This is a genomic window from Streptomyces sp. NPDC005266, assembly GCF_040607655.1.
Classification (GTDB): domain Bacteria; phylum Actinomycetota; class Actinomycetes; order Streptomycetales; family Streptomycetaceae; genus Streptomyces.
In genome coordinates, this window is sequence record NZ_JBEXHC010000019.1 from 21,219 (window position 1) to 34,502 (window position 13,284).

Consider the following 13,284-nt stretch of genomic DNA (forward strand, 5'->3'; position numbering starts at 1 on the left):
GTACTCAGCCGCTTACTGAGACCTGGGGCTCGCCGGAGGCGATGCCGTCCTTCTCCATCTGCTCGGCGATCTTCATGGCCTCGTCGATGAGGGTCTCCACGATCTTGGACTCGGGCACGGTCTTGATGACCTCACCCTTGACGAAGATCTGGCCCTTGCCGTTGCCGGAGGCGACCCCCAGGTCGGCCTCGCGGGCCTCACCGGGGCCGTTGACGACGCAGCCCATGACGGCGACCCGGAGCGGGACCTCCATGCCCTCCAGACCGGCGGTGACCTCGTCGGCCAGCTTGTAGACGTCCACCTGGGCACGGCCGCAGGAGGGGCAGGAGACGATCTCCAGCCGGCGCTGGCGCAGGTTCAGCGACTCCAGGATCTGGATGCCGACCTTGACCTCCTCCGCCGGAGGGGCCGAGAGCGAGACGCGGATCGTGTCGCCGATGCCCTCACTCAGCAGCGCCCCGAACGCCACCGCCGACTTGATGGTGCCCTGGAAGGCGGGGCCGGCCTCGGTGACGCCGAGGTGGAGCGGATAGTCGCATTGGGCGGCCAGCTGGCGGTAGGCGTTGACCATGACGACCGGGTCGTTGTGCTTGACCGAGATCTTGATGTCCCTGAAGCCGTGCTCCTCGAACAGCGAGCACTCCCACAGGGCCGACTCCACCAGCGCCTCGGGGGTGGCCTTGCCGTACTTCTCCAGCAGCCGCTTGTCCAGGGACCCCGCGTTCACTCCGATGCGGATCGGCACACCCGCGTCCGAGGCCGCCTTGGCGATCTCCTTGACCTTGTCGTCGAACTGGCGGATGTTCCCGGGGTTCACCCGCACCGCGGCGCACCCGGCGTCGATCGCCGCGAAGACGTACTTCGGCTGGAAGTGAATGTCCGCGATCACCGGGATCTGCGACTTCCTCGCGATCACCGGCAGGGCGTCGGCGTCGTCCTGGGAGGGGCACGCCACCCGGACGATCTGGCAGCCGGATGCCGTCAGCTCCGCGATCTGCTGCAGCGTCGCGCCGATGTCCGCCGTCACCGTCGTGGTCATCGACTGCACGGAGATCGGAGCGTCGCCGCCGACGGCCACCGAGCCGACCTGGATCTTCCGGCTGACCCTGCGCTCGGCGAGTTTGGTCGGGACGGACGGCATTCCTAGCGAAATCGCAGTCATCTGGTTCGTAACCCCAAGAAGGTGTATGAGTGGCCGGAGAGCAGCGGGCTCCGGCCTCCGAGATTACGGCACCGGCCCAGGGCCCAGCACACCCAGCCCCGAAGTCCATCCCAACGATGAACTTCGGGACATCTCGTGTCATCAGGAGATTCTCACGGGGTTCACGACGTCGGCCACCAGCACGAGCAGCGTGAAGCAGATGAAGATTCCGGCGATCACATAGGCGACCGGCATCATCTTGGCCACGTCGAACGGCCCGGGGTCGGGCCGCCGGACCAGCCGTGCCGCCTGCCGCCGCACGGACTCCCACAGCGCGCCCGCGATGTGTCCGCCGTCCAGCGGCAGCAGCGGCAGCATGTTGAACAGGAACAGCGAGAGGTTGAATCCGGCGACGAGGAAGAGCATCGTCGCGATCCGCTGCGAGGGCGGAATGTCGAGGTTGGCGACCTCGCCGCCGACCCGCGCCGCGCCGACGACGCCCATCGGGGAGTCCGCCTTGCGCGGGGCGTCGCCGAAGGCCGCGTTCCACAGGTCGGGGACCTTGGAGGGCAGGGCGACCAGGGAGTCGATGCCGTCCTCGACCATGTTGCCCATGCGGTCCACGGACTGGCCGAAGGACTGCTGGACCACGCCGTTGGCCGGGGTGAAACCGAGGAAGCCGGCGCTCACGTACTGGCCCTCGACATAGCCGCCGTTCCCGTCGGACTTGGCGACCTGGTTCTCTATGAGGTTGGCGTGCAGGTTCTTGCGCTCGCCGTGCCGCTCGATGGTGATCGTGGCGGGGCCGGTGGTCTTGCGGATGTCCTGCTGGAGGGTGCCCCAGTCGGGGGTGGGGTGGCCATTGAAGGCGACGATCTTGTCGCGGGGCTGGAGACCGGCCGCCTTGGCCGGGGAGTCCTTGGCGTCCTTGGGGCACTTGTCGGTGGAGGCGGAGGCCGCGACCACGCACTTGGAGACGGTGCCGACGCTGGTGGTCTGGGTGTTGACGCCGAAGCTCATCATGACCCCGACGAAGATGACCACGGCGAGGACCAGGTTCATGAACGGTCCCGCGAACATCACGATCACGCGCTTCCACGGCTTGCGCGTGTAGAAGAGACGGCTCTCGTCGCCGGGCTTGAGCTCCTCGAAGGCGGCCGACCGGGCGTCCTCGATCATGCCGCGCCAGGGTGAGGTGGAGCGCGCGGTGATCTTGCCGTCGTCGCCGGGCGGGAACATCCCGATCATGCGGATGTAGCCGCCGAGCGGCACCGCCTTGATGCCGTACTCGGTCTCGCCTGTCCTGCGCGAGAAGATCGTCGGGCCGAAGCCGACCATGTACTGCGGCACCCGGATGCCGAAGAGCTTGGCCGTGGAGAGATGGCCGAGCTCGTGCCAGGCGATCGAGAAGAGCAGGCCGACGGCGAATACGACTATGCCGAGGACCGTCATCAGTGTCGTCATGCGCGAGCCTCCGGGGTCGCCTCTGCCGCTCGGGCGGCCAGTTCACGTGCACGGGCGCGGGCCCACGTCTCGGCTTCGAGGACGTCCTCGACGGTGAGCCGGGTTCCCGCCGTGGGGGTGCCGTGCTCGGCCACCACCTCCGCGACCGTATCGACGATTCCGTTGAAAGGCAGCTTCCGGTCAAGGAAGGCGTCCACGCACTCCTCGTTCGCCGCGTTGAAGACGGCCGGTGCGGTGCCGCCCAGCTCCCCGACCTGACGGGCCAGGCCGATCGAGGGGAACGCCTCATGGTCGAGCGGGAAGAACTCCCAGGTGTGGGCCTTGGTCCAGTCGCAGCCGGGTGCGGCGTCCGGCACTCGCTCGGGCCAGCCGATCCCGAGCGCAATGGCCATCCGCATATCGGGGGGGCTCGCCTGGGCGAGCGTCGAGCCATCGGTGAATTCAACCATCGAGTGGATATACGACTGAGGGTGGACGACGACCTCAATCCGCTCGAAGGGAATGTCGTAGAGCAGATGGGCCTCGATGACCTCCAGGCCCTTGTTGACGAGGGTCGCGGAGTTGATCGTGATCACCGGTCCCATGGCCCAGGTGGGGTGGGCCAGCGCCTGCTCGGGGGTGACCGTGGCCAGCTCCCGCTTCGTACGCCCGCGGAACGGGCCGCCGGATGCGGTGACCACCAGCCGGCGCACCTCCTCCCGTGAGCCACCGAGAAGCGCCTGGAAGAGGGCCGAGTGCTCGGAGTCGACGGGCACGATCTGCCCGGGCTTGGCGAGGGCCTTCACCAGCGGGCCGCCGACGATCAGCGATTCCTTGTTGGCCAGCGCCAGCACCCGGCCCGCCTCCAGGGCGGCCAGGGTCGGGGCGAGGCCGATGGAGCCGGTGATGCCGTTGAGCACGGTGTGGCACTGGGAGCGGGCGAGCTCGGTGGCCGCGTCGGGCCCCGCCAGGATCGCTGGCAGCGGCTCACCGGCGCCGTAGTGCGCGGCCAGCGCCTCGCGGACCTCGGGCACCGCCTCCGGCCGGGCGACCGCGACCCTGGGCACCCGCAGCCGGTGGGCCTGCTCGGCCAGCAGACCGGCCCGCCCGCCGGCGGCGGACAGGCCGGTCACCCGGAAGCGGTCGGGGTTGCGCAGCACCACGTCGATGGCCTGGGTGCCGATCGATCCGGTGGAGCCCAGGATCACGATGTCGCGCACGCTCGCCGAGGCGGAGGTCGCCGCCGGAAAGCGCAGATGCGGGTCAGCCAGGGATTCCGTCATCCCCCCATTGTGGCCGGTGGGGGTGGCGGCTCGGGGACGAGCCCTGGGATCGGGCGAGCGGGGCTCAGTGGATCGGGCGGTGGACGTTGTCCTTGGTGGACGGGCCGGGGGTGCCGTCGGCGATCCAGGGGCCGTCGCCGCTGGGGTCGATAATGCCCTGCTCCAGCCACTCGTACGAGCCGGAGAGCACCCCGGAGACGACCTTGCGGTCGATCTCGTCGGTGTTGGTCCACAGCCGTCCGAAGAGTTCATCGGCGCGGATCCGGGCCTGCCGGCAGAAGGCGTCGGCCAGCTGGTACGCCTCGACGCCGTGGTCCCCGCGAGCGCGCAGCATCTCGGCCCGTACGCAGGCGGCGCTCATCGCGAACAGCTCCGCGCCGATGTCGACGATCCGGCTGAGGAAGCCCTGCTTGGTCTCCATCCGGCCCTGCCAGCGGGACATCGCGTAGAACGTGGAGCGGGCGAGCTTGCGCGCCGAGCGCTCCACATAGCGCAGATGGGGCGACAGGTCGCGGTGGCCCTCCGGATGGAACTCGGCGTAGGAGCGGGGCAGTTGCCCGGGCCCGGTGACCAGCCCCGGCAGCCAGCGGGCGTAGAAGCCACCGGCCTTGGCGGCCGCCTTGCCCTTGTCCGCCAGGGACTTGTCGGGGTCGATCAGATCGCCGGCCACCGACAGATGGGCGTCGACGGCCTCGCGGGCGATCAGCAGATGCATGATCTCGGTCGAGCCCTCGAAGATCCGGTTGATGCGCATGTCGCGCAGCATCTGCTCGGCGGGGACGGCCCGCTCCCCGCGGGCCGCGAGCGAGGCGGCGGTCTCATAGCCGCGACCGCCGCGGATCTGGACCAGTTCGTCCGCCATCAGCCAGGCCATCTCGCTGCCGTAGAGCTTGGCGAGCGCCGCCTCGATCCGGATGTCGTTGCGGGCCTCGTCCGCCATCTGGGAGGCGAGGTCGATGACCGCCTCCAGCGCGAAGGTGGTCGCCGCGATGAAGGAGATCTTGGCGCCGACGGCCTCGTGGCGGGCGATCGGCTTGCCCCACTGCTCACGGTGGGCGGACCATTCGCGGGCGATCTTCAAAGACCACTTGCCGGCGCCCGCGCACATCGCGGGCAGCGAGAGCCGGCCCGTGTTGAGCGTGGTCAGCGCGATCTTGAGCCCGGCGCCCTCGGGGCCGATCCGGTTGACGGCCGGGACCCGGACCCGGTGGAAGCGGGTCACCCCGTTCTCCAGACCGCGCAGCCCCATGAAGGCGTTCCGGTGCTCGACGGTGACGCCTTCGGAGGCCGTCTCGACCACGAAGGCGGTGATCCCGCCCTTGTGCCCCTCCGACCTCGGCACCCGGGCCATGACGACCAGGAGGTCGGCGACCACGCCGTTGGTCGTCCACAGCTTGACGCCATCGAGGATGTAGTCGTCGCCGTCGGGGACCGCGGTGGTGGCCAGGCGGGCCGGGTCGGAGCCCACGTCCGGCTCGGTGAGCAGGAAGGCCGAGATGTCGGTGCGGGCGCAGCGCGGCAGGAAGAGGTCCCTCTGCTCCTGGGTGCCGAAGAGCTTGAGCGGCTGCGGTACGCCGATGGACTGGTGCGCGGAGAGGAGCGCGCCGATGGCCGGGCTGACGGAACCCGCCAGGGCGAGGGCCTTGTTGTAGTAGACCTGGGTCAGGCCCAGGCCCCCGTACTTGGTGTCGATCTTCATGCCGAGCGCGCCGAGCTGCTTGAGGCCGTTGATGGTCTCGTCGGGTATCCGCGCCTCGCGCTCGATGCGGGCCGCGTCCACCCGCGTCTCGCAGAACTCACGGAGCTTGGCGAGGAACGCCTCGCCGCGGCGAACATCGTCCGGCGCGGGGGCGGGGTGCGGATGGATCAGATCGAGTCGGAAACGGCCCAGGAAAAGCTCCTTGGCGAAGCTCGGCTTGTGCCATACCTGTTCCCGGGCGGCCTCGGCGACCTGGCGCGCTTCACGCTCGGACACCGGCCTGACGGATGATGCGGTCATCGGTGCTCCCTTGCCCCAAATGACGATCTCGTGACGTTACCGGCACGTACAGTGCCAGTGTGCCCCCGGTTGGGTGCGACAGCAAAGGGAAAGACCGCGATCCGCGCCGCCGCCCGACCGGACTCCGCCCGGCGACGAGGGGGACATGGGCTCGATTCGTACCCCCGGAGCGATGTGCCTGCCAGACTTCATCTGGGGAGAACCACGCTCTGGGGGTGCCGGGTATGGCGAGACGTTGGCCTTCGGAACCTTCTCGCCGCCATCGGGACGGCCCCCCGGACGACGCCCGCAACGAGGCGGCGGAGCCGGACGACCCGCGGACCCTCGCCGCCATCGGGCTCCGATCGGCGTCGGCGGCGGCGACCAGTGATCCCGACGCGGCGAACAACCTCGCCGAGCCGGGGGCCGACGAGCCGCGCGCCCGCCCGCCCGCAGCCCCCGGGCCCCACGTGGACAACGCTTCCGCCGCGCAGACCTCGGACCCCCGGCCCGCCGTCACCATCGACCCCACCGACCCGCTCGCCTCCGCCGACGGACTGCGCCTGGCCTACGCCCGCTCCCGCGACCCCCAACTGCTGGATCTGGCGCTGGACATGGGCCGGCTCGCGGTCCAGACGTACCGCGCGCAGGCCGGCCCCGCCCGTCATGCTCTCGCTCTCTCCACCCTCGGCGTCCTGCTGCGGATGCGCCATGAGCGTGACCGCTCGCCCGAGCCGCTGGCCGAGGCGGTGAAGGTGGGGCGGGCGGCGGTCGCGGTCTCCTCGCGGGAGAATCCGGAGTATGCCCGTCATCTGTCGAGGCTCGCGGGCTCCCTCCGGGAGCTGTTCGAGCAGACGGGCGATCTCGCCGTGATCGACGAGGCCATCGCGCTGTACCGCACGTGCCTGTCCGTCGTCCCGGCCGCCCACCCCGAACACGCCGCGACGCAGACCGACCTCGGCAGCTGCCTGCTGCGCCGGGCCCTGCACGAGCCGGACGCCGCGGTTCTCGACGAGGCGGTGCTGGCCGGGCGGGCGGCGGTGCGCGGCACCCCGCCCGGCCACCCCCGTCACCCCACCGTGCTCACCCACCTCGGCGCCGCGCTGTCGCAGTACGCGATCGCGACCGTCGATCCGGCCGCGCTGGACGAGGCCGTGGAGACGTATGAGCGGGCGCTGGAGGCGTTCCCGTCCGGACATCCGGCACGCGCGCAGGTCCGGCAGGCGCTGGACACGTGCCTACGGGCCCGCCAGGCCGTGCACCGGGGCCGCGGCACCACCCTGCGCCCACCGGGCGCGCGGCGCGGGGCGCCTGCCGGGGCGACGGCCAAGCTGCGGGAGGCGGCGGCCCGCCACGCCGCGTACGAGCGCACCGGAAGCCTGCCCGATCTGGAACGGGCCGTCGCCGGCTTCGAGTCCGTGATGCGGTCCGCCACCGATGCCGGGCCGCGCAGCGCCGCCGCGAACGGGCTCGGCATGTCCATGTGGTCGCGCTATGAGCGCGGGAGCGACCGGCGCGATCTGGACCGGGCGATCGATCTGTTCGCCAATGCGCTGGCGATGGGGCCGCCGGAGGACGCGGAGGCTCCCGCGGTGCGGGCCAATCTCTCCGGCGTCCTGCGGCTGCGCTGGCTGCTCACCGGCGACGGTGAGGACCTCATGGCCGCCGTCGAGCTCTCGCGCGCCGTGCTGGCGGCGACCCCGCCGGACGATCCGCGCCGGTCGTGGCGGCTGTCCGGGCTGGGCGGCGGGCTGCTGGGGTTGTTTCTGCACCACCGGGACGCCTCGGCGCTCGCCGAGGCGGTCCAGATCTACCGTCAGGCGCTGGCCGCAGTGGCGCCCGGGGACGCCGAGGCCCAGGCCACGGCGCGTTCCCAGCTGAGTGAGGCGCTGCGGCAGCAGGCCGGGCTCCGGGGCGCGGGGGCGGACGCGGCCCTGGACGAGGCGGTCGAGCTGGCGCGCGCGGCGCTCGCCACCATGCCCGCCGACCGGCCGCCGCATCCCCGCCTCCAGTCGCAGCTGAGCATCGCCCTGCACCAGCGGTTCGCGGCCCGCGCCGACCCCGACGATCTGCGGGAGGCAGCCGCCGCCGCCCGCCGCGCGGTCGCCGCCACCCCCATCGGCCATCCCCACAGGGCGGAGCGGCTGTGCCTTCTGGCGCAGGTGCTGCGGCCGGCCTTCGAGCGGAGCCGCGACGCGTCCGCGCTGGACGCCCTGATCGCCGCCGCCGAGGCGGCGGCCGACGCGGCGCCGCCCGGCCACCGGCTGCGCGCCCAGGCGCTGACGCTGCACGCACATGCGCTGGGCGTACGGGCCGTGGTCGAACACGACCCGGCGGCACAGGAGGCGGCCCGGTCCGTCCACCGCCGACTGGCGCACGATCCGACGGCCGCCGTGAGCGCGCGGGTCCGGGCCGCCCAGCGCTGGGCGTTCATGGCACTCGCGGCGGGCGACTGGTCGCGCGCGCTGGAGCCGTTCGCGCTCGCCGTGGAGTTGCTGCCACGCACCGCGCCACGCCGTACCGGCCGGGCGGACCGTGAGCGCCGGCCCGCCGGCTTCGCCGGACTCGCCTCGGACGCCGCGGCCTGCGCGATCGGGCTCGGCGACCCGGAGGGCGCGCTGCGGCTGCTGGAGCAGGGCCGCGGGGTGCTGCTCGCCCAGGCGCTTGACACCCGTACGGAACTGGCCGGGCTGCGGGAGCACCACCCCGGCCTCGCGCACCGCTTCGAGGAGCTGCGCGCGGCCCTCGACCGCCCCGAGGAGTCGCTCTTCGGCTCCTTTGGGACCGTCGCGGGCCGCCCGGACGCGACGGCGGGCGGCCTGCGGGGCGAGGACCGGCACGCGCTCGCGGAGGAGTGGGAGCGGCTGACGCTGCGGATCCGGCAACGGCCCGGCTTCGAGCGGTTCCTCCAGCCGCCCGAGGTCGCGGAGCTGCTTGCGGCCACCGGCGGAGCCGGCCCCGTGGTGATCGTGAACGTGAGCCGGCTGCGCTGCGACGCGCTCGTCCTCACCGGCCGCGAGGTGCGGGCCGTTGCGCTGCCCGCGCTGCGCCACGAAGAGGTGGCGCGGCGCGCCGACGCCTTCCACGCGGCGGTGCGGAGGGCCAGGGACGGCAAGGCGGCGGTGGCGGATCGTTCCACCGCGCAGGAACAGGTCCGCGAGACGCTGGAGTGGCTGTGGACGGCGCTGGCGGACCCGGTCCTGGGCGCGCTCGGCCTCACCGGCAGACGGGCCAAGGGTGGTCCCAAGGCGGGCCCCAGGAAGGGCCCCAGAGGCGCGAAGGACTCCGCCCTGCCACGGCTGTGGTGGATCCCGACCGGCCCGCTGACCGCGCTGCCGCTGCACGCGGCCGGACGTCATGACGCCGCGGGCCGCCTCGCCGATTCCGTACTCGACCGGGTGGTCTCCTCGTACGCGCCCACCGTGCGCGGTCTGGCGCGCGGCGCCGGGAACCGGGCCCCCGGGCCCGTCGAACCGCTGGTGGTGGCCCTCCCGGTGACGCCCGGCGCCCCCGACCTGTCAGGGGCCCGGCGGGAGACCGCCGCGGTGACCGGCCGGCTGCCCGGCACCTGGGTGCTGACCGGCGAGCGCGCCCGCCGGGACGTCGTCCTGGACACGCTGCCCCGCCGCCGCTGGGCGCACTTCGCCTGCCACGCGGTCAGCGCGGCCGGCGATCCGTCGGCCGGCCATGTGCTGCTGTACGACCACCGGACACGGCCGCTGACCGTCGCGGACATCGCCCGTATCGACCTCGGCGCCGCGGAGCTCGCGTATCTGTCGGCGTGCGAGACGATGCCCGGGCGCCAGGAACCGGCCGCCGAGGCGGTGCATCTGAGCGGGGCGTTTCATCTCGCCGGATACGCCCATGTCATCGGCGCGCTGTGGACCGCCGACGACGAGGCGGCGGCACGGATCGCGGAGGACTTCTACGCGGCACTCACCGCCTCGGGGGCGGCCTGCGCACAGGACGCGGCCCGCGCACTGCACGAAGCGGTGCGCGGGCTGCGCGACATGTACCCGGCGGCGCCCACGCTATGGGCCGGCCATATCCACGTGGGCGCCTGAGCGGGGGGTCTTAGAGCTCCAGCCCGGTGAGGACCATGACCCGCTCGTAGGTGTAGTCCTCCATCGCGTAGCGCACGCCCTCGCGGCCGACGCCGGACTGCTTGGCACCGCCGTACGGCATCTGGTCCGCGCGGTAGGAGGGCACATCGCCGACGATCACGCCGCCGACCTCAAGGGCGCGGTGGGCGCGGAAGGCGGTCTGCACATCGTGGGTGAAGACGCCCGCCTGGAGGCCGTATTTGGAGTCGTTGACCGCCGCGAAGGCCTCGTCCTCGCCCGTCACCTTGTGGAGGGTGAGCACCGGGCCGAAGACCTCCTCGCAGGCGAGGGTGACATCCGCCGGTACGTCCGCGAGCACCGTCGGGGCGTAGCCGGCGCCCTCGCGCTTGCCACCAGTCAGCAGCTTCGCACCGGCCTGGACGGCCTCGTCCACCCATGCCTCGACACGCTTGGCCGCGTCCTCGGTGATCAGCGGGCCGACATCGGTCGTGTCATCGGTCGGATCGCCGGTGACCTGCGCCTCGACGGCCGCGACGATCTTCGGCACGAGCTCCTCGTAGACGGACGCGTCCGCGATCACCCGCTGCACGGAGATGCAGGACTGGCCGCCCTGGTAGTTGGAGAAGGTGCCGATGCGGGTGGCCGCCCAGTCGAGGTCGGCGTCGGAGGAGTAGTCCGGCAGGACGACCGCCGCACCGTTGCCGCCCAGCTCCAGCGTGCAGTGCTTGAGCGGCACCGACTGCTTGATCGCGTAGCCGACCTTCTCGGAGCCGGTGAAGGAGATGACCGGCAGCCGCTCGTCCTGGACCAGCGCGGGCATCCGGTCGTTCGGCACCGTCAGCACGCTCCACGAGCCCGCCGGGAGGTCCGTCTCGGCCAGCAGCTCGCCGAGGATCAGCGAGGAGATCGGGGTCGCCGGCGCCGGCTTGAGGATGATCGGGGTGCCGACCGCGAGGGCCGGGGCGACCTTGTGGGCGCTCAGGTTCAGCGGGAAGTTGAACGGCGCGATGCCGAGGACGGTGCCGCGCGGGAAGCGACGGGTCAGCGCGAGCCGCCCCTTGCCACCGGCGTCGGTGTCCAGCCGCTGGGCCTCCCCGCCGTTGAACCGGCGGGCCTCCTCGGCCGCGAACCGGAACACGGACACGGCCCGGCCCACCTCGCCGCGCGCCCACTTCATGGGCTTGCCGTTCTCGGCGGAGATCAGCCGGGCGATCTCCTCGGTGCGCTCGGCGAGCCGGCGCGACACATGGTCGAGGGCGGCGGCCCGCACATACGCGGGGGTCGCGGCGAGCTCCTCGCGCACGGCCTCGGCCGCGGCCACGGCCTCCTCGATCTGCGCGTCGGTGGGAACGCTCACCACGCCGACGCGACGGCCGTCCCAGGGGGACGTGACCTCAAGCGTGCTCTCGCCCGTCGCCTCGCGGCCGGCGAGCCAGAACGCGTGGGTGACAGCTTCGTTTGTGTCTGGCACAGCGGATCCCGACCCTTCTGAAATGGTGTCTCTCCCCCCACCGTAGGCGCGTACGGACCGCTCGGCGTTTGTCCGAGGCGTAGCAGTCGACGGCAGACGCGCTCCGCTATGGCGTGGGGGCGAGTTGTGGGAGTCCGGCTCTCCCGTGGGTGCCGGTCGCTCAGGCGGAGGGGCCCGGTGCCGTGGCCTTCAGGGCCAGCCACAGCTCCATGCGGACGTCCGGGTCGTCCAGGGAGCGGCCCAGGATCTCCTCGACGCGGCGCATCCGGTAACGGAGGGTGTGGCGGTGGACACCGAGGTCGGCGGCGGCCGCGTCCCACTGGCCATGGCGGGAGAGCCAGGCGCGCAGGGAGGCGACCAGGTCGCCGCGGCCCGTGGCGTCGTGCTCGCGCAGAGCGCGCAGCATGCCGTCGGCGAAGGCCCGTACGGCGTCGTCGGCGAGGAGCGGGAGAACCGAACCCGCCGCCACCTGCTCGTGCTCGACGAGCACCCGGCCGCGGCGCCGCGCCACCGACAGCGCCTGCTCCGCTTGGCGGTACGCGCCCGCGGCGGCGATGGGGCCCGCCGGGGCGGACAGTCCGATGACGAGGTCGTCGCCCTGATGCGAGGCGGCGGCGCGGTCGCGGGGGCGGGCCGCCGTACCGCGGCGGCTCTCGACCCCCTCGGCGTGCTCCGCGCACGCCGAGACCGCCGCCCCGCCGTCCGGGGCCAGCACGATGAGCCGCCCGCCGTCCGGGACGACGAGCACCGACTCACCGGTGCGGGCCGCGGCCGCCTCCATCGCGTCGGCGAGAGCGGCGAGGGGATCGGTGGCGTCCGGCTCGCCCGTCCCCGTACCGCCGTCCGCGGGATACCCGGCCGGGGTCTCGTCCGCGGCGGTGGGCGCCGGGTGCTGCTGTGGGGCCGCGCTGCCGGGCGCCGCCTCGGCAACCAGCATCCGGAACGGGGCGTCCAGCAGCCCGCCGTACAGCCGCCCGGCAACCGCCCGCGCGTGATCCGGCTCGCCCGCGAGCAACATCCGCAGGACGGCCGCGCCGAGCCGCTGCTCGGCCTCCTGAAGAGACCGGGATCGCTCGGTGGTCAGGGTCAGCAGCGCCACCGCCGAATGCACGGCATAGCGCTCGGCGGTGCCCAGCCGCGCGCCCGTACCGACCGCGAGGACGCCGCGCGTACGGCGCCCGGTACCCAGGGACTGCAGCTCGACCCGGTCCGTGGCGGCCGTCTCCTCGCCCGCCTCCCCGCCGCTTCCGCCGACCACGATGCTCGCGGGGGCGGGCCGCGCGCGCAGCCGTTCCACCTCGGCGGTGAGCCGGGCGGCGCGGCGGGCCGCCCAGTCGGGGGCGGCGGCCACCACGGAACCGGACGCGTCGTACAGCGCGGCCCAGCCGTCGAGGTGGGCGGCCAGCCGGGCGAGCAGCGCGGCGGGCCCCTCGGCGCCGATGGCGGCGCGGGTCAGCTCCCGCTGCGCCTCGAAACCGGCGGTCACGGCCCGGTACTGCTCGGCGGCCATCGCCGCGGAGACGGCCTTGCTGATCGCGATGAAGGGCGTGCGGCGCGGCACCCCGAGCAGCGGCAGCCCCTCCTCCTTGGCCGCCGCGGCGAGCGCGGCCGGCACCTCGTCGTACTTGACGCCGATCGCGAAGCCGAGCCCGACGACGCCCGCACCGACCAGCCGCCGCACATAGCGACCCATCTCCTCCGGATCCTCGGCATCGAGCTGCATCGCCGTGATGAGGAGCAGTTCGCCGCCCTCCATATAGGGCACGGGGTCGGCGAGCTCGCTGACATGGGCCCAGCGCACGGGTGTCTCCAGCCGGTCCTCCCCGGCGAGAACGGACAGCTTGAGCGCGGTGTGGTGGACGAGTGAGGCGAGCGTGGGAGGCATGGCACCTTCGATGCGAATG

Annotated in this window: 7 protein-coding genes; 1 reads left to right on the forward strand and 6 read right to left on the reverse strand. The window is 72.9% G+C overall.

The genetic code is table 11. From position 1 onward, the window contains the following. Nucleotides 1–4: 4 nt before the first annotated feature. From ispG to ABZU99_RS26820, 4 genes are all read right to left on the reverse strand, one after another. The gene (gene ispG, locus ABZU99_RS26805) at nucleotides 5–1,162 is read right to left on the reverse strand and encodes a flavodoxin-dependent (E)-4-hydroxy-3-methylbut-2-enyl-diphosphate synthase (protein WP_355948214.1); all 1,158 of its coding nucleotides are present in this window, start codon (nucleotides 1,160–1,162) and stop codon (nucleotides 5–7) included. Nucleotides 1,163–1,303: 141 nt separating this feature from the next. Continuing rightward, a complete protein-coding gene (locus tag ABZU99_RS26810; protein ID WP_356047122.1) occupies nucleotides 1,304–2,605 on the reverse strand; it encodes a site-2 protease family protein in 1,302 nt (433 codons plus the stop codon). Next, the gene (dxr, locus tag ABZU99_RS26815; protein WP_355948209.1) at nucleotides 2,602–3,867 is read right to left on the reverse strand and encodes a 1-deoxy-D-xylulose-5-phosphate reductoisomerase; all 1,266 of its coding nucleotides are present in this window, start codon (nucleotides 3,865–3,867) and stop codon (nucleotides 2,602–2,604) included. Before dxr ends, ABZU99_RS26810 begins: the two co-directional genes overlap by 4 nt. A gap of 64 nt (nucleotides 3,868–3,931) precedes the next feature. After that, entirely contained in the window at nucleotides 3,932–5,866 is a 1,935-nt protein-coding gene (locus ABZU99_RS26820; RefSeq protein ID WP_355948206.1) for an acyl-CoA dehydrogenase family protein, read from the reverse strand. Between the two features lie 224 nt (nucleotides 5,867–6,090). Here ABZU99_RS26820 and ABZU99_RS26825 point away from each other — a divergent pair, with 224 nt between their 5' ends. After that, entirely contained in the window at nucleotides 6,091–9,909 is a 3,819-nt protein-coding gene (locus ABZU99_RS26825) for a CHAT domain-containing protein (RefSeq protein ID WP_356047119.1), read from the forward strand. A 10-nt stretch (nucleotides 9,910–9,919) separates the two neighbouring features. Here ABZU99_RS26825 and ABZU99_RS26830 read toward each other — a convergent pair whose 3' ends face one another. Together ABZU99_RS26830 and ABZU99_RS26835 are read right to left on the reverse strand one after the other, a co-directional pair. After that, nucleotides 9,920–11,380 (reverse strand): aldehyde dehydrogenase family protein, encoded by a 1,461-nt coding sequence (locus ABZU99_RS26830; RefSeq protein WP_355948202.1) that lies wholly within the window; start codon nucleotides 11,378–11,380, stop codon nucleotides 9,920–9,922. Between the two features lie 160 nt (nucleotides 11,381–11,540). After that, on the reverse strand, nucleotides 11,541–13,265 hold the full coding sequence (locus ABZU99_RS26835) for a PucR family transcriptional regulator (RefSeq protein WP_356047117.1): 1,725 nt from the start codon (nucleotides 13,263–13,265) through the stop codon (nucleotides 11,541–11,543). Nucleotides 13,266–13,284 lie beyond the last annotated feature (19 nt).

Coding starts and splice junctions, on each gene's coding strand:
- ispG (WP_355948214.1), bottom strand. CDS start 1,162: ATGACTGCGATTTCGCTAGGAATGCCGTCCGTCCCGACCAAACTCGCC.
- ABZU99_RS26810 (WP_356047122.1), bottom strand. CDS start 2,605: ATGACGACACTGATGACGGTCCTCGGCATAGTCGTATTCGCCGTCGGC.
- dxr (WP_355948209.1), bottom strand. CDS start 3,867: ATGACGGAATCCCTGGCTGACCCGCATCTGCGCTTTCCGGCGGCGACC.
- ABZU99_RS26820 (WP_355948206.1), bottom strand. CDS start 5,866: ATGACCGCATCATCCGTCAGGCCGGTGTCCGAGCGTGAAGCGCGCCAG.
- ABZU99_RS26825 (WP_356047119.1), top strand. CDS start 6,091: ATGGCGAGACGTTGGCCTTCGGAACCTTCTCGCCGCCATCGGGACGGC.
- ABZU99_RS26835 (WP_356047117.1), bottom strand. CDS start 13,265: ATGCCTCCCACGCTCGCCTCACTCGTCCACCACACCGCGCTCAAGCTG.